Raw genomic sequence first — 15,640 nt, 5'->3', positions numbered from 1 at the left:
AACACCGAGGCGCAGGAGACGTCCATCCAAGAAACCTGGATAAAGGAAAAGAGCCTAAAACAGACGCTCGCTAAAATGTGGCAGTGACTACAAACGTCCATGTAGGTACAAATGTCTTCGACAAGTATTCAATAACGAGCAGCAAGATCATGGCTTCAGTTTTGTTTTCCGCTATGCGGAACGAAGCACCATTCGTAGCTGAATGGGTCTCATATCATAGAGCAATCGGTTTTGATCGAATCGTGGTTGTGACCAACGATTGTTCCGATGGCACCGACGAAATACTTGATCAACTTTCAATATGCGATGGAGTTGAACACATCGCGCAGGAAGTTCCGCAAGGCGTATCCCCGCAAGAAAACGCAGTCGCCATCAGCCGACAGCTTGGTATTTTGCAGGACGGCGATTGGGGCATGTTCCTTGATGCTGACGAGTTTCTTAATATTAAGCTTGGCGACGGACGGCTGGAGGACCTGATCCAGTACCTTGAGAACAAGGGCTTAATCGGGATGCTTATCAACTGGAGGATATTTGGTGACAATCACCACGAACGTTTTCCAGGCGCGTACTTGTCCGAAGACTATGTTCTCTGCGAAAGCGGTCTGGAAACAACTCAGTTCAAGACATTTTTTAAGAAATGCGCTGAAACCGTAGGTTTTTCGAAATACCTACATCTTTGTGAACTTGCTCCCGACAAGAGTCGCGTCGATCGGTTCGCGTCTTCTGATGGCGAAGTCTTTACAATCGATGACTGGACCGCAAACAAGCGTTACTCGGATTGGTTCCGCGAGTGGCCGATAAAAGGAGAGTCTCCGGCAGGGAACATAATTGGAGTTTCGCCAGACCGCTCGGTTGCCCAGATTAACCACTACATGGTGCGCGACCCTTACTCATTTCACTTAAAGTCCAACAGAGGGCGAGGATACCAAAAAGTCGGCGCAAAAAATCGGCATACAACTGAGAACTACCAAAAGTGGAATCACAACAGCGCAAAGGATGCGTCCATTTTGAGGTGGAAGGAAAAAACCCGAGAAGTCCAATCCGACCTGAGCGCGGAATGCTCCCTGTTACCTCTTCTTGATCAGGTGAAGGAGGAGTACGACAGGGGATTCAATGAGTTTCACAGTCCAACACCACCCCAGTTTCCTCTTACTTTCCCCGGGCAAGTTGCAGCTTGCGTTGAGCAAGAGTACAAAAGTGCTTCTTCAATTCTGGAATACGGAAGCGGGGGGTCAACGCTGTTGGCAGCCAGGCTCGGCAAGCACTGCATGTCGGTCGAGTCAGACTCTGAGTGGAAAAACTCAATTGTTGAGCACATTGAGCAAATAGAAACACGGCACCCAGACTCCTCAGTGCATTGGGTAAATATCGGAAAAACGAGGGAATGGGGGTTTCCGGTAAACAATAGGAAGTTTGGGAGCTTCTGGAGGTATCCCATGTCGGTCTGGACGGAAAACGAAAGTTTTTCCCCAGACTGTGTCTTGGTTGACGGTCGAATGCGAAAAGCGTGTTTCCTGACCGTTCTGGCGATGACGAAAAAACCCGTTCGCATACTGTTTGATGACTACTACAATCGGAAAAGGTACCATGATGTAGAAACGTTGGTAAAACCTTCCCAGCGGATCAAAAGGATGGCTATTTTTGACATCAAACCCGGAGCGATCGACATCGGCGACTTTCCAAAGTTTTTGCCTTGGTTCTTTGATATGTGGTGAAAATCGATGCCACGTATGGGGCTTTTGCTTCGATGCAAACAAAACTGCTGAAACAGTTTTCGTTTTCTGTTGTCCCATTGCTGCTTCGTTTTGATGGGCATTGAGAAAAGGGTCTTTAGCAACGGAGTTATCCGAAGCCCAATCACAACGTACCCTTAGGCTCAGGACCCATTGATTTCCGGCCAATGTCGTGATTCACGGCTTAAACAAACGAGCGGTGACATGTCTGATCTTTTCTGGCTGAGTGACGCACAGATGGCGCGTCTTGAACCCTACTTCCCGAAATCCCATGGCAGACCTCGCGTCGATGACAGGCGTGTCCTGAGTGGGATTATTTTCATCAATCGCAATGGTTTACGGTGGCGGGTTGCGCCCAAGGAGTACGGCCCGCACAAGACCCTTTACAACCGTTGGAAGCGGTGGAGCGACAAGGGTATCTTCGCGCAAATGATGGCTGGTCTGGCCGCGGACCATGGTGAGGAGAAGACGATCATGATCGATGCAACTTAGGCATTGCGTGTCTCATCGTGTACCACCTCTATGTACCAGTTGAGGCGGCGCAAGACCCTGCATAGCAGTAACCATAGCAACATCAATGAGTTGGGCTGGTGGGTGATGAGAGACTCGAACTCCCGACATCTTCGGTGTAAACGAAGCGCTCTACCAACTGAGCTAATCACCCGTGAGGGTGCATTTAGCCAAGCCTGCGCGCGGGTGCAAGAGGGTCTGGCACAATTTCTTCACCTCAATACCAGATCAGTGTTCTTTCGCGGGGCATGGGTTCAACCTATTGCGTTCATTCCTTGCGACCTTCGCCTAAAGCGCTTGGGAAAGGAGCTTGCTTGCCCCCTGCTCCCTCAGATATCCCCGAGGGAACTACAACCTTCCAAACGGGAGAGTACATGATCCTGTCCGTTGCCCGCCGATGTGCGATCGTGGCTTTGGTGTTTGGCACGATAACGCTGGCCCCGCTACGGGCTGGTGCGGCCGAGATTTTGGTGTTCGCGGCGGCCAGCCTCAAAACAGCGCTGGATGAGATTGTGCCGGCTTTCGAGCAAGAGACAGGGCATCACGTAACGGTGTCCTTCGCCGCATCATCCGTTCTGGCGCGGCAAATTCAATTGGGTGCACCAGCGGATGTGTACATTTCAGCCAATGTCGATTGGATGGACGTCCTTGAGGATGAGGGTTTGATCCAAACAGTATCGAGGGTCGATTTGCTAGGTAACAAGCTGGTTTTGATTGGTGGGACCGAGCAGCCAAAGATCGGTCAGATAGAGCCAGGGTTGAAGCTGCATCAGCTGTTGGATGGCGGGTATCTGGCGATGGCGCTTGTGGATGCGGTTCCTGCGGGCATCTATGGCAAGGCCGCTTTACAGAGTCTTGGGTTTTGGCAGGAAGTACACATGCACGTCGCCCAAACTGACAATGTCCGCGCAGCCTTGGCGCTGGTTGCCACAGGTTCGGCGCCGCTGGGGATCGTGTACCGATCAGATGCGCAGGCCGAAGACCGGGTTCACGTCGTGGCCGAGTTTTCCCCGGACCTTCATCCGCCAATCATCTACCCGGCAGCGATAGTCACGTCGGCGCAGCCCGAAGCGCAGGCGTTTCTGGACCATCTGCAAACCAAGGCAGCGCAGGCCATTTTTTCGAAACAGGGCTTTGCCCTGCCGGGCGGCTAACGCATGGGGTGGCTTGGACCCGCAGAGCTTGAGGCGCTAAGGCTGTCTTTGCGCGTGTCGTTCTGGGCGACGCTGGTGACCTTGCCCTTTGGCATCTTTGTGGCCTACGCACTGGCCCGCTGGCGGTTTCCCGGTCGTCAACTGCTGAACGGATTGGTACATCTGCCTTTGATTTTGCCGCCCGTTGTGACGGGGTACCTGCTGCTGCTGACTTTCGGCATTCAGGGGCCGTTGGGTCGGCTGCTGGCGGAATTCGGGATCGTTGTTGCCTTTCGCTGGACAGGCGCGGCACTGGCGGCTGGGATCATGGCTTTTCCCTTGATGGTCCGTGCCATTCGCCTGTCTATCGAGGCAGTGGACCCCAAGCTGGAGCAAGCCGGCGCGACACTGGGCGCGTCGCAGCCCTTTGTATTTGCGACGGTAACCTTGCCGATGATCCTTCCCGGTGTGATCGCGGGCGGTATCCTTGCCTTTGCCAAGGCGATGGGCGAATTCGGGGCCACCATCACGTTTGTCTCGAATATTCCGGGCCAGACCCAAACGCTCCCTTCTGCCGTTTATGCTTTTTTACAGGTTCCCGGTGGTGAAAGCGCGGCGACGCGATTGGTCGTGGTCTCGATCATTATTGCCATGGGAGCGCTGCTGCTGTCGGAATATGTCGGCCGGCGCGCAGCAGCGCGGGTGTCCGGGTCATGAGCCTTTCTGTCTGCCTGCGGCACGACCTGCCTGACCTCAAGCTTGACCTCAGCTTTGACGCGCCGTCGGGCGTGACGGTGCTGTTTGGGCGGTCTGGATCGGGTAAAACCACCGTGGTCAATGCGGTAGCGGGCCTTTTGCGCCCGCAAACCGGCCGCGTTGCGATTGACGGGTGGGAGTTGTTTGACATCCAGCAAAACCGATGGCTGCCACCACATCGCAGACGCCTTGGTTATATTTTTCAGGAAGGTCGACTGTTTCCGCATATGACTGTGCGGCAGAACTTATATTACGGTCGCTGGTTCGCGCCGAAACGGGCGCGGCGTGAAAACCCGGACAAGGTGATTGAGATGCTGGGCATTGGCCACTTGCTGGACCGCCGCCCTGCCGGCCTGTCGGGTGGTGAGAAACAGCGTGTCGCAATCGGGCGCGCATTGCTGGCCAGCCCGCGTCTGATCCTGGCAGATGAACCGCTGGCCGCGCTGGATGACGCGCGCAAGGCCGAAATTTTACCCTATTTCGAACGGCTTCGGGATGAGGTGTCGGTGCCCATCCTTTATGTCACCCATTCCGCGGCCGAAGTGGCGCGGTTGGCGACGTCTGTCGTTGCCCTTCAGGATGGCAAGGCGGTGCGCCACGGACCCGCATCAGAGGTGATGGCCGACCCTTCGATCGCCCCGGCAGGAGTGCGCGCCGTGGGTGCGGTGCTGAACGTGCGGGTCACGCAACATCACGCCGACGGTCTGACAGAGCTGGAGGCTGGGGGCGCCCGTCTGTTTCTACCGCGTATCCCGCATCAGGCCGGGGAAGGGTTGCGAATTCGTATCCCTGCGCAGGAAGTCATCCTGTCCAACAAACGGCCCGAGGGGCTATCGGCCCTGAACGTGCTGGAGGGTGTCGTCGAAACAATCCGCGCCGGTGAAGGGCCTGGGGCAATTGTTTCGGTCAAAACACCGGCAGGGCCGATTCTGGCGCGTATCACACGCCGTTCGGTTGCTGCGCTGGGGTTGGAGCCGGGTCAGACGTGTTTTGCGGTGATCAAAACGGTGGCATTAGCCCCGCAGGATGTTGGCGGGCGGTTGACAGCACCCTAAGCCTGCTTGCGCTTGGTGACTGCATTGAAACGCCGGGAACTTTACTCATATGGTCCGCCACCTATGATCAATGTCGGGTCCAATGTGTAGTCAAGGGATATGACGATGCGATTTTTCAAAGTGACAGGCGTGTCTGCTTTGACGCTTTTACCAGTACTGGCAAACGCCACCGGGTTTGGGATTGGCTTCGGCGTGAACCCGGCCTTCCGCACAACCGTAGCGCCCTTGGACGATGGCAGTTTCCGAGTGGCCACGCAGGGCTCATCAGCGGCCATTGCCTATTGGTGCGGCATTGGTGATTTTGCTATTCGCACGCTTGGTCTGCCGACAACACAGCGGATCTATGTTTCAAAACCCTATGATAAGCAAACCCGGACCGTGCAGTTTTCTTTCACCGCACCCGAAGGTGCGGATACCTCGAAAAGCTATTCAATCACGGTCAGCCGCGTAGGCGAGAATATGTCAGCCAGCGGGGCGCAGAGCCATTGCTTTGACAACATAATGGATTTTGATTTCTAGGCGCTCGTCAAACCCACTTGGCCATTGGCGGTAGGCTCATAAGAACTGCATCCGGGTCGTGACCGGTTTCAAGCCCGAACTTGGTGCCCCGGTCGTAGACAAGGTTGTATTCGGCATAAAGCCCCCGATGAACAAGCTGTGTATTCTTGTCGTCGTCACTAAAGTCCTGAACGCGGCGCTTTTCGACCAGAGGGACAAAAGCCGGCAGGAAGGCGCGGCCTATATCCTGCGTCAGCGCAAAATCCGCTGCCCAATCGCCGGTGCAATAGTCATCCATAAAGATGCCACCGACCCCGCGTGCACGTTTGCGGTGCGGGATGTAGAAATACTCGTCTGCCCATTCCTTGAGGCGGGGATAGTGCCCCGGCCCGTGCGGGTCCAGATGCGCCTTTTGCGTGGCGTGGAAATGAGCGGTGTCCTCGTCATATTCAATGCAGGGGTTCAGGTCCGAACCACCGCCGAACCACCAGGCATGCGGGGTCCAGAACATACGTGTATTCATATGCACCGCTGGAACATGCGGGTTCTGCATATGCGCAACCAGCGATATTCCCGAAGCCCAGAACCGCGGATCCTCGGTCATGCCGGGAATGCCCTTGCGCGCGGCCATCGCCTGTTGCGCGCGCGCGCCCAGTGTGCCGTAAACGGTCGAGATATTGACGCCTACCTTCTCGAACACCCGGCCACCCCGCATCACAGACATCAACCCGCCACCCGCGTCCGAGCCATCCTCGGACTGGCGTGTGGTTTCCTTGACCTCGAACCGTCCGGGGTTGGCATCTGCGAACGGTCCGGTGTCGTGGCTGTCTTCCAAAGCCTCAAAAGCAGCAACAATATCGTCGCGCAATTGACGGAACCAAGCAGAGGCGGTGGATTTTTCGGTGTCAAACATGGGGATCAATGGGCCGGGGCTGCGACAGGGTCCAGCAGGGTGCGACCGCCGTCTATGGTCAGGATTTGCCCCGTTATGAACCCTGCTGCGTCCGAGGCAAGAAATTGCGCCGTTTCGGTCAGCTCGGTCGGTGCAGCGATGCGGGCAAGTGGGGTGTGCCTTTCGATGTCATCTCGAAAATCACGGTTCTCTTTCAAAGTGGATTGCAAAGAGGCGCTCATGACCGACCCCAGCGCGATTGAGTTTACGCGGATTCGGCTCGGTGCCAGCGCGACGGCCAGCGAGCGGGTCATCTGGTCAAGTGCGGCTGTCGACACCGAATAGGCCATCAGATCGGGATGGGTGCGGCGCGCAGCAATCGACGAGAGGTTTATAATTGAACCGGCCGGACTGTCCCCGTCATCCCCGGACTGCTTGATCATCCGTTTGGCGACCAACTGGCTGAGGCGCAGGGCGGGCATCAGGTTCTGGTTCAGCAGGATGCGGACCGAGTCGTCTTCGGGATCCATCGGATCGGATGGGATCACCTGCCGCGCACCGTTGACCAGAATATCCACTTGGTCGAATGCGTCGATGGTCGCCGAAAGCAGGTTGGCAATGGTCAACTTTTCCCGCAGGTCGCCCGCAAAAAAGCGGATATTGCTGTCATCAGCCTGCTCGCCCAGTTCCTCGGCCAAACGCTTTTCGTCGATGTCCGCGAACATCACATTGGCACCAGCATCGGCAAAGTGGCGCCCGATGGCCAGCCCGACGCCATTTGCGCCACCGGTCACGATCGCGGTCTTGCCGGATATGGAAAAGGACATGCGTTTCCTCCTGAATCGCGGGCAGGTTAACCGGGATCACCGCCGAGGGCGAGAGGCGTGAAACACCTTGAACCGATTGTCACCAGTGGCTTCCTGAACATGCGTAAATGTATCGGTCAGCATGGCTTCGTAGGGCAGATGGCGATTAGCCACCATCCACAATGATCCGTTACGTGTCAGGTTTTTAGCCGCCGCTGCGATGAAGCTTTGCCCCAACGCAGGCTCAGCACTGCGTGATGTATGAAACGGTGGATTCATAACAACAGTGTCCAGCGGCTCAGGTGCCTGCCAGGTCACTGCGTCTGCCCAGTAAAACTGCGCGCACCGGTCAACCACGTTGGCGCGGGCACAGGTCAGGGCGGTATGGTCCGCTTCGACCAGATGCAGGGTTTTCAGGCCCGAAGACTTCAGCAGACCGGTCGAAAGATAACCCCACCCGGCCCCCAGATCAGCAACGCGCGCTCCCAGCTTGTCGGGCAATGCCGCCAGCAACAGGGCCGAACCGGGATCGACACCATCGGCAGAGAACACACCGGGCGCGGTTTGGAATCCGTCGGCTGTCTGATGTTCTGGAGCAGCCCAGTCCGCAAATACGGTTGGATCAGACTGGAACCAGAAGATTTTACCATGAGCCTTCGATATCGGCCCCTCAACCGCGACACGCTTGCGGATGTCTTTCAACAGGCTGTCCACGCCTTCGCTTTTGGCACCATCAATGACGACCACACCGGTGGCACAGGTGCAAGCTTGTTGGACCAATGATCGGGCCAGAGCCTTTGCCCGCGGGAGGATAATGATCGCATCCCGACACGGTCCTTGCACCTTTGGCACAACAGCAAAGTCTTGGTCGGCAAAGTGATCGTGGAAAGGCTTAAAGGGCTGCACAACCTGTGTCTCAGCCGGAAAGGCGGACAGGTCGGTGGCGGGTGTCGGCCCGAAAACGATCAGCGGTTGTGACACGCTGAGGCCGCTTTGCAGGGCAAGATTGAGGCGAGGGGACATCAGCACTTTCGAGCAGCCGGTTCGGCCTTACTCTTCCCGTTCCATGGTGCATTGCAACGGATGCTGATGCCGACGGGCAAAATCCATCACCTGACCCACTTTTGTTTCGGCGATCTCATGGCTGAACACACCAACCACGGCCACACCCTTTTTGTGGACGGTCAGCATGATCTCGAACGCTTGCGCATGCGTCATGCCGAAAAAACGCTCCAAAACATGAACGACGAACTCCATCGGTGTGTAGTCGTCATTCAGCAGCAGAACCTTGTAGAGTGGCGGGCGCTTGGTCTTTGGGCGCGTCTGCACCAGGACAGACGAGTCGGAATCGTCATCGTCCGAATTGTCAGACATCATCCATTGGTGTTCAAGCATCGTGTTCGTCTATCCGATTCAGGCTTTGGTTTGTCTGTGCGCTTATATAACGTCGAACGGGCCAGAGAAAAGAGCCAGCAGGACGCAATCAACATGGGCCAGAACCTTACCACAATCGGTTTCGATGCGGATGACACTTTATGGCACAATGAACGGTTTTTTCAGCTGACCCAAGCCCATTTCACCGAGTTGCTGGCTGATTATGCTGAGCGTGATCACCTTCTGGACCGCCTGTTAGAGGCGGAAAAGCGCAACATTCGGCATTATGGCTATGGAATCAAAGGCTTTATCCTTTCGATGATCGAAACCGCGATCGAGGTGACAGAGGACCGTGTTCCCGCCTCGGTGATCCGCCAGTTGGTCGAAGCTGGGCAAGAGATGCTGGCCCACCCGATCGAGTTGTTGCCCCATGCGCGGGCGGCAATCGAAAACGTCGCGGCGACTCATCAGGTTGTGCTGATCACCAAGGGTGACTTGATTGATCAGGAACGCAAACTGGCGCAGTCAGGTTTGGGAGAGCTTTTTGACGGGGTGGAGATCGTGTCCGAGAAAACGCCGCAAACCTACAAGCAGATATTCGGCCAATACGGGGATGGGCCTGTTTCTGCCATGATGGTCGGCAACTCGATGCGCTCGGACGTGGTGGCCCCAATTCAGGCCGGTTGCTGGGGTGTATATGTGCCGCACGGGTTGGTCTGGGAGGTCGAGCAGGCGGAAACACCAGCGGAGAGCCCGCGATTCCGTGAATTGCCGGATCTGGGTCGGCTCGCCGACCTTGTGAAAACCCTCAGCTGATGTTGCGGAACGGTACCAGTTTCAAGAAAACGGTACAAAAGAACACCCAATTTCTGCCATTTTCGCGGATTTGGGGGATGCAAGGCTTTGTTGGACCACATCTGGTAGGCTAACGAAGGCGTCAATATGCGTCGAAATCGTTAGCTTTCTGTTTATTTCACGGCACTCCTGTGCTAGCCTCGTTGGAAATAAAATAATGTTAGCCGACCAGGAAAAACTGGCGGCGTGAGGTAGACAGAGGCAGAGATCGTGCAGATTCGGCGGACAGTTCCGGCCCGAATGGGCTTATTCCTTATAGCATTCTTGTGGCTGCTTTCCTTTGCGCCGTTGCAAGCGTTGGCCGCGCCTTATGCGGCTATGGTGATTGATGCGCGCACCGGCGAGGTCTTGCATTCCCGCAATGCCGACACCCGGTTGCACCCGGCATCCCTGACCAAGATGATGACTCTCTACATTGCGTTTGAAGCGGTGCGAAACGGAGAGATTGAACTGGATACGCCGGTTCGTATCACCAAGAAGGCCGCGGCTGAGCCGCCATCGAAACTGGGTTTGCGCTCGGGTCAAACGATCGCATTCCGGTATCTGATCCGTGCGGCAGCGGTGAAGTCGGCAAACGATGCCGCCACCGCAATCGGTATCGCGATCAGCGGCTCCGAGGCTGCATTTGCGCGCCGCATGACCCGCACGGCCAAGGCGATGGGCATGAGCCGGACGACCTTTAAAAACGCACATGGTTTGACGGAATCGGGCCACTTGTCGACAGCGCGAGATATGACCACTCTGGGCCGTCATCTGCTGTACGATTACCCGCAGTACTACAACCTGTTCTCGCGCCAATCGACTCATGCGGGAATCAAAACAGTTCCGAACACAAACCGTCGTTTGCTGGCGGCGTATAAAGGGGCTGACGGGATCAAGACCGGCTACACCCGCGCGGCGGGTTTTAACCTTGTGGCCTCCGCCAAGCGCAAGGATGAACGCATTATCGCTACGGTCTTCGGTGGAAAGTCCGGTGCATCGCGCAACGCCAAGGTGGCGGAATTGCTGGACATGGGCTTTCGCCGCGCGCCGTCGCGGGCACCAATTCGCAAACCAGCGCGACCGGCCTATGCCGGGAACGCAGGCCTGGGCGCCACAGTCGCGGCCCTGACCGGAGCGCCAACCACCAGCCTTCGTCCCGTGCTGCGTCCCGGGCCGGGTGCAGCCGTCCAAGTCGCCGGTACGATCGCCGCAACCGCGGCCAAGAATCGGTCGCGTATTCAGGATGGCATCGCAGCAGCCATCGCCTCTGCCGGTATTCAAACGCCATCGGACGATACACCGCGCCCCGCCGCGCGCCCGCGTGATCTTGTTCTGGCCTCAACAGGTCCGGCCGATGAACCAGAGCCCGAGCAGGAAATTGTAACCCGTCTATCCACATCTGGCGGCCATCTTTGGGGCGTCAATGTGGGCCGCTACACCACCCGATATGAGGCAGAGAAGATTTTGCTGAAAACTGCCCTGTCGGAAATGACCACTCTGGAAGGAACCTTGCGCAAGGTAAACCAAAACGCGCGCGGGTTCGAAGCGACATTTCAGGGCATGACACGCGAACAGGCCGATCTGGCGTGCCGCAGGCTTCAGGCCCGGAATGTGACTTGTTTCATGATCGGACCCTCATAAGATCCGACATATTCTCTCCTGGACAGGTCTGGGCTGCGGGACACCCCGCAGCCCTTTTTTAATCGAAGACGTTGCCGTGCTTATATTGCTCATCCTGTCCGGCGGCTGCCGTCAGGGCCGCCACGTTGTCCTTGGTGAAGAACCCGTCATAGTGGTGGCAACGCTCGATATATTCAGTGATCAGCAACGTGTTTTTCGAGTGTTTGGAAAAGATTTGCTTCAGGTTTGGATCGTCTTTGCATTCTCCGACCACATGGGCCAGAAACGGCACGCCCTTGTCCTTGAGTGTATTTACCACGAAATCGACGTTCTTTTCACCAGCTCCGTGATCGCCATCCAGAATTTCCACGGCCATATGATGCAGTCGGCGACCAAAATTGCGGACAAAATCCTCGGTCGGCATCGGAAGCTGTTCGAAGGAATTCACAAAGGAAGGCGTATTGTTCGCAGTGAATACCTTTGCGGGGGATTTCTTGTCGTCATCCACATTCGCGTTCCGGTTCACATTGGTGGACGAGTTCATGTCAAAGATATTATACGCCCCCCAGAAATAGTAGGGGACCATGGTCAGGAATTCGAGGATCGCATCCTCGCGTTCGCCGGCAAGAATGCGGGTGGCAAGGTGGTCGATGCCCAACATCAGGGGGGCAATTTTACTGTCTGCGCCAAAGGCTGCCGCCTGATCAAGTTTTGCCTGCTCCGCATCGCTCAGCAGGACGCGGTCGCCCAGCCCCAGACTGTCGGTGTCGTTAAAATCTAAAGACGAATATCCAACCCGGTTGCATGTAAAATCCGAGGGTGTTGTGAACCGGAAACCATCCAGAGTGTAGAACGGGTTTTCGGTGTCGCCGCCGTATTCAAAGCGGATATTCTGATCTTCCAGCTTTTTGGTCAGACCGTTCAGATCAGTTGCGCCATAAATCTCTCCCACATAGCGCGTTTGCGGTGTGCTGCGGGCTAGCGGGTACATCCGGTTGATGCGGGGGATGAAGTCCTCAAAGCTGGGGCTAAGCGGGGCCATTGCGATCAAAGCCGGGTAGTCGGGATGCGAGTGCAGAACGGAGACCTTATGTGTCTGACCCAGATAAGTCGCCGTGTGGCGGTAGGGGCTCATCACATATAGCTCGACCAACGTGTCGAACAGCGCGTTGGTTTCCACTTGCAACACGATTGCCCGCATCGCACCGACCTGATCGGCCACGCCTGACGTGCTGCGGCGTTCGTAAATCTTTGGCAGATATTCCTGAAAGAAGTCCGAGTTCTTCTTGTCGCCGCGCGGCTCGTAAGACATTAATTCGAAAGACATTCACTTCCCTCCTTACGCGGAACCCGATGGTACGCGGGTAGCGCGCCCAATCGGATTTCCAGAACCCTGGCATGCAGTTTCCGGCATGCTAGGGCTAGAAATCCAACTGGGCAACAGCAAGGAGCGGGCCGGCGCAGGCCTTACGCCCGCGCGCTTATCGTGCGAATTTCGTGACTTTGACGCCCCCGGCGATCAGATTCTCGCGGACGGACCGGGCGATTTGTACCGCTGTTGGGCCATCCCCATGCAGGCAGATCGTGTCGATCGAGGTTTCCAGCCGTTTTCCGGATTCGGTGATGATGGCGCCTTCGCGAACCATATTCAGGATGCGCAGACCGGCGAGTTCGGGGTCGTGGATAACGGCACCGGGCAGGCTGCGGTCAACCAGTGTTCCGTCATCATTGTAGGCGCGATCTGCAAAGATCTCGCCGACCCATTTGCAGCCCAGCTCTCTCACAGCCTCTTCTTGTTTGGTGACAGCCAGCACCATGATGATAATGTCCGGGTCTACATCCAGCGCGCCCTGATAGCACGCCCGCGCCATGCTGATATCGGCCGAGCACATATTGGCAAGTGCTCCGTGCAGTTTCAGATGCCGGACATGGGTGCCGACCGCCTTAGCCATTCCAATTGCTGCGCCAAGCTGATATCGCACAAGATTACGCAGGGCGTCAGGGGGTAGTTTCATGTTGCGGCGGCCAAACCCCTGAAGATCCGGAAAACCAGGATGAGCGCCGATGCCGACATCATTCTGCGCGGCCAGCGTCATCGTTTGCGCCATTACATCCGGGTCGCCTGCGTGAAAGCCGCAGGCGATATTGGCCGATGTGATGATTTTTAAAAGGCTCTCATCATCGCCCATTTTCCAGGGGCCAAAGCTTTCCCCCATATCGGCATTCAGATCGACGCTGGGCATCGGTGTAACTCCTTATTCATTAGCAGATATCATTCCGCTGATCAGTTGGTAAGACAGCAGGTCCGGGATGTCGTGCGGGTCGCGGACCAAAGGCTCTACCCGTGCCCGCAACCGTGATAACCCGGTCATATAGGTCTGGTGCAGCGCGACCGCTTCATCCATCGTCACAAACTTGAACCGTATGTGCCCGCCAGCCGGGGTCTGCGCCGCGCGCGGCAAATCACAGGGCAGGACAGAGGCGATACGGGGATACCCCCCGGTGGTCTGGCATTCGGGCAGCAGGATAAAGGGATTCCCGGTTCCGGTCATCTGAATGTCACCGGGGGTTATCACCTCGGACAAAATGTTCAGCTGGCCTTTTGCGGCAAAACCTTCACCGTCGCTTTCCAGTTGCATCCCCATTCGGTTTGCCCGCGTACCCCGGTGGAACAACGTCTGGGTGAATCGGTCAAGCGTCTCCTGATCGAACAAAGCGGTCTGAAAGCTAGCAACCACGTGCAGCGTGCCACCGGCAAAGCGATCCTCGGTCTTTAGTTTCATTCCGGCGCTTCCGGAGTACGACCCATTTGGCAGCATGTCACCTGCCTGCAGCGCGCGCCCGACTTTTGCCGTCAGATGGGCTGAGCGGGACCCAAGGAACAGGGGCGCATCAATTCCGCCGCCGACGTGCAGGTAGCCATAGGTGCCCTGTTTCGCAGCTCCGATCTTCAACTTCTGACCGGGTTCCATCGCATGCGAGGCATTCCAGACAATTCCAGCGCCGTCAATACTGGCCTGCATTGGTGCACCGGTCAGGGCGATGCAAACCGGTTGGGTTGCCTCGAACGTGCCGCCCCTCCCCGCCATTTCCAGAGCGGCACAGTCCGGGCTTTGCCCCAGCAGCGCTGCCCCTTCGTGCAGCGCCAGTTGATCGGCAGCGCCAGACCGTGAAAGACCCCGATCCAGGTATCCTGTGCGCCCTTGATCCTGAAAGGTGCAGGCTGGTCCGACTTGATGCACCAGCAGAGTCATAAGGGTATCTCCTCGCAGGTCGCACCGCCCGTGCCGTCATCGGCCTCGCGAAGCCTTTCAAGCTCTGCACGGGAAACCGGCAGGAATTGCATCTCGTCCCCTGGTCGCAAGGCAAAGCTTTCCTCGGCTTCGGGGCGGAAACAGCGAAAAGCGGTTTGGCCGACATGCCGCCACCCAGTTGGGGTTGGTCCCGAAAACAACACGAACTGCGAGATGGCCAGAACCAGCGCCCCTTCCGGTACCATAGGAGTGAGCTCTTTGAGGCGGGGTATGTTGAACTCGGGACCCAGTGGGCCAAGATAGGGTTGACCGGGGGCGAACCCGATGGTCAGAACGCGGACCCGACTTTGACTTAGGCGATCTATGGTTTCGGACGGGGAAAGCCCCGCTGCGGCGGCAGCTTCATCTAATTGCGGCGCAAGTTCACCACCATAAACGGTGGGTACTTTCCATAAACGACGCCCTGCCGGCAGAGGTGCCTCATACCAGTTCTGACGATGCAGTATCTGATGTACCTGCCTGTGGATCTCGGAATGCGTCAGCACCAGCGGGTCGAAGCGAACATAGGCTGATGCCAGAGACGCCGATGTTTCAATCACACCGTCCCAATCGAGGGTGTTGACGGCGTCGCGAAACGCTAGCGCCGCCCGGTTCGAGGGCTCTGCCATCGAGTCGGCAAACGAAACCAACAGCCCATCCAGTCCGACTGTTCGTATGCAGGGGAAAGTGGAAGCTTGTTTGGGTGCCATAACTTCGTGCGCGTTACCTTATCTTTGCGGGGAAGTGACCGTATCCTTCGCTGATGTGCAAGCCCCAGCAGAAACCCCTTGTCCTTTTTAGTGTCGCCACACGACCCGAGCGGGGAAACTGGGAAAGAATTGAGTCGGTTTGGATGCCGCGACTCGGTGTTGTCTTGTGGCCGTTGGCCGTAAATGCGCAACATCTAGGGTGAGCAAGTAATCGTCGCGATCGCGATGCGTCCGATGTTGGCGACCCAGAGGGTGAAATCGAGGTAGCGGGGCTAACTGAACCTTTATTAAGCGATTGATTATAAACATTAAAAGCAAAACGTTGAAAAAAAACGCGTCAGATGTAATTTTCTGCTTGCGGTGGGGGTGAGTAATACTTAGAACCCCCTTCACCGGCGCTGCTGAGGCGGTTGCTGGGGCGCT

At 56.6% G+C, this 15,640-nt stretch carries 15 protein-coding genes, 1 tRNA gene and 1 pseudogene; 8 read left to right on the top strand and 9 right to left on the bottom strand.

Translation table 11 applies throughout. The features are described 5' to 3' along the window. Positions 1–149: 149 nt before the first annotated feature. Together AC2FIT_RS09440 and AC2FIT_RS09435 are read left to right on the top strand one after the other, a co-directional pair. A complete protein-coding gene (locus AC2FIT_RS09440; protein WP_496828851.1) occupies positions 150–1,715 on the top strand; it encodes a glycosyltransferase family 2 protein in 1,566 nt (521 codons plus the stop codon). A 222-nt stretch (positions 1,716–1,937) separates the two neighbouring features. Continuing rightward, positions 1,938–2,222 (top strand): annotated as a pseudogene (locus tag AC2FIT_RS09435) (transposase); the annotation flags it as partial. Between the two features lie 99 nt (positions 2,223–2,321). Here the strand turns inward: AC2FIT_RS09435 and AC2FIT_RS09430 are convergent. Next, positions 2,322–2,397: transfer RNA gene (locus AC2FIT_RS09430), tRNA-Val, on the bottom strand. Positions 2,398–2,617: 220 nt separating this feature from the next. Here AC2FIT_RS09430 and modA point away from each other — a divergent pair. The 4 genes from modA (at position 2,618) to AC2FIT_RS09410 (ending at position 5,706) form a co-directional block, all read left to right on the top strand. Continuing rightward, the gene (modA, locus tag AC2FIT_RS09425) at positions 2,618–3,397 is read left to right on the top strand and encodes a molybdate ABC transporter substrate-binding protein (protein WP_496828849.1); all 780 of its coding nucleotides are present in this window, start codon (positions 2,618–2,620) and stop codon (positions 3,395–3,397) included. A 3-nt stretch (positions 3,398–3,400) separates the two neighbouring features. Continuing rightward, positions 3,401–4,093 (top strand): molybdate ABC transporter permease subunit, encoded by a 693-nt coding sequence (gene modB / locus AC2FIT_RS09420; RefSeq protein ID WP_496828847.1) that lies wholly within the window; start codon positions 3,401–3,403, stop codon positions 4,091–4,093. Next, the gene (gene modC, locus AC2FIT_RS09415) at positions 4,090–5,187 is read left to right on the top strand and encodes a molybdenum ABC transporter ATP-binding protein (RefSeq protein WP_496828845.1); all 1,098 of its coding nucleotides are present in this window, start codon (positions 4,090–4,092) and stop codon (positions 5,185–5,187) included. Before modB ends, modC begins: the two co-directional genes overlap by 4 nt. A 105-nt stretch (positions 5,188–5,292) precedes the next feature. After that, positions 5,293–5,706, top strand: coding sequence for a hypothetical protein (locus AC2FIT_RS09410; RefSeq protein ID WP_496828843.1), 414 nt, complete (start codon positions 5,293–5,295; stop codon positions 5,704–5,706). 7 nt (positions 5,707–5,713) lie between these two features. Here the strand turns inward: AC2FIT_RS09410 and hemF are convergent, their stop codons facing one another. From hemF to clpS, 4 genes are read right to left on the bottom strand one after another with little or no spacing between them, the layout of a single operon-like run. Then, the gene (gene hemF / locus AC2FIT_RS09405; protein WP_496828841.1) at positions 5,714–6,598 is read right to left on the bottom strand and encodes an oxygen-dependent coproporphyrinogen oxidase; all 885 of its coding nucleotides are present in this window, start codon (positions 6,596–6,598) and stop codon (positions 5,714–5,716) included. Between the two features lie 5 nt (positions 6,599–6,603). Beyond that, entirely contained in the window at positions 6,604–7,404 is an 801-nt protein-coding gene (locus AC2FIT_RS09400) for an SDR family NAD(P)-dependent oxidoreductase (RefSeq protein WP_068338327.1), read from the bottom strand. Positions 7,405–7,440: 36 nt separating this feature from the next. Then, entirely contained in the window at positions 7,441–8,406 is a 966-nt protein-coding gene (locus tag AC2FIT_RS09395; RefSeq protein WP_496828839.1) for a class I SAM-dependent methyltransferase, read from the bottom strand. Positions 8,407–8,433: 27 nt separating this feature from the next. Continuing rightward, entirely contained in the window at positions 8,434–8,778 is a 345-nt protein-coding gene (gene clpS, locus AC2FIT_RS09390; protein WP_068338331.1) for an ATP-dependent Clp protease adapter ClpS, read from the bottom strand. A 93-nt stretch (positions 8,779–8,871) separates the two neighbouring features. On the opposite strand from clpS, the gene AC2FIT_RS09385 reads away from it, so the two are divergent. Continuing rightward, a complete protein-coding gene (locus tag AC2FIT_RS09385; protein ID WP_496828836.1) occupies positions 8,872–9,573 on the top strand; it encodes an HAD family hydrolase in 702 nt (233 codons plus the stop codon). 279 nt (positions 9,574–9,852) lie between these two features. Beyond that, positions 9,853–11,235, top strand: a complete 1,383-nt coding sequence (locus AC2FIT_RS09380) for a D-alanyl-D-alanine carboxypeptidase family protein (protein WP_496828834.1) — start codon at positions 9,853–9,855, stop codon at positions 11,233–11,235. Between the two features lie 58 nt (positions 11,236–11,293). Here AC2FIT_RS09380 and AC2FIT_RS09375 read toward each other — a convergent pair whose 3' ends face one another. From AC2FIT_RS09375 to AC2FIT_RS09360, 4 genes are all read right to left on the bottom strand, one after another. After that, complete coding sequence (locus tag AC2FIT_RS09375) at positions 11,294–12,541, bottom strand: hypothetical protein (RefSeq protein WP_496828832.1); 1,248 nt, start codon at positions 12,539–12,541, stop codon at positions 11,294–11,296. Positions 12,542–12,695: 154 nt separating this feature from the next. Further along, positions 12,696–13,457 carry a LamB/YcsF family protein gene (locus AC2FIT_RS09370; RefSeq protein ID WP_496828830.1) on the bottom strand — a complete coding sequence of 254 codons (762 nt, stop codon included), beginning with the start codon at positions 13,455–13,457 and terminating at the stop codon, positions 12,696–12,698. A 12-nt stretch (positions 13,458–13,469) separates the two neighbouring features. Next, on the bottom strand, positions 13,470–14,468 hold the full coding sequence (locus AC2FIT_RS09365) for a 5-oxoprolinase subunit C family protein (protein WP_496828828.1): 999 nt from the start codon (positions 14,466–14,468) through the stop codon (positions 13,470–13,472). Next, positions 14,465–15,217 carry a 5-oxoprolinase subunit B family protein gene (locus AC2FIT_RS09360; RefSeq protein ID WP_496828826.1) on the bottom strand — a complete coding sequence of 251 codons (753 nt, stop codon included), beginning with the start codon at positions 15,215–15,217 and terminating at the stop codon, positions 14,465–14,467. The genes AC2FIT_RS09365 and AC2FIT_RS09360 overlap by 4 nt, the downstream gene beginning before the upstream one ends. Positions 15,218–15,640: the final 423 nt, after the last annotated feature.

It is taken from the genome of Ruegeria sp. YTSA135, from assembly GCF_059610165.1.
This window is presented reverse-complemented; position numbering and strand designations above follow the sequence as displayed.

Coding starts and splice junctions, on each gene's coding strand:
- AC2FIT_RS09440 (WP_496828851.1), top strand. CDS start 150: ATGGCTTCAGTTTTGTTTTCCGCTATGCGGAACGAAGCACCATTCGTA.
- modA (WP_496828849.1), top strand. CDS start 2,618: ATGATCCTGTCCGTTGCCCGCCGATGTGCGATCGTGGCTTTGGTGTTT.
- modB (WP_496828847.1), top strand. CDS start 3,401: ATGGGGTGGCTTGGACCCGCAGAGCTTGAGGCGCTAAGGCTGTCTTTG.
- modC (WP_496828845.1), top strand. CDS start 4,090: ATGAGCCTTTCTGTCTGCCTGCGGCACGACCTGCCTGACCTCAAGCTT.
- AC2FIT_RS09410 (WP_496828843.1), top strand. CDS start 5,293: ATGCGATTTTTCAAAGTGACAGGCGTGTCTGCTTTGACGCTTTTACCA.
- hemF (WP_496828841.1), bottom strand. CDS start 6,598: ATGTTTGACACCGAAAAATCCACCGCCTCTGCTTGGTTCCGTCAATTG.
- AC2FIT_RS09400 (WP_068338327.1), bottom strand. CDS start 7,404: ATGTCCTTTTCCATATCCGGCAAGACCGCGATCGTGACCGGTGGCGCA.
- AC2FIT_RS09395 (WP_496828839.1), bottom strand. CDS start 8,406: ATGTCCCCTCGCCTCAATCTTGCCCTGCAAAGCGGCCTCAGCGTGTCA.
- clpS (WP_068338331.1), bottom strand. CDS start 8,778: ATGCTTGAACACCAATGGATGATGTCTGACAATTCGGACGATGACGAT.
- AC2FIT_RS09385 (WP_496828836.1), top strand. CDS start 8,872: ATGGGCCAGAACCTTACCACAATCGGTTTCGATGCGGATGACACTTTA.
- AC2FIT_RS09380 (WP_496828834.1), top strand. CDS start 9,853: ATGGGCTTATTCCTTATAGCATTCTTGTGGCTGCTTTCCTTTGCGCCG.
- AC2FIT_RS09375 (WP_496828832.1), bottom strand. CDS start 12,541: ATGTCTTTCGAATTAATGTCTTACGAGCCGCGCGGCGACAAGAAGAAC.
- AC2FIT_RS09370 (WP_496828830.1), bottom strand. CDS start 13,457: ATGCCCAGCGTCGATCTGAATGCCGATATGGGGGAAAGCTTTGGCCCC.
- AC2FIT_RS09365 (WP_496828828.1), bottom strand. CDS start 14,468: ATGACTCTGCTGGTGCATCAAGTCGGACCAGCCTGCACCTTTCAGGAT.
- AC2FIT_RS09360 (WP_496828826.1), bottom strand. CDS start 15,217: ATGGCACCCAAACAAGCTTCCACTTTCCCCTGCATACGAACAGTCGGA.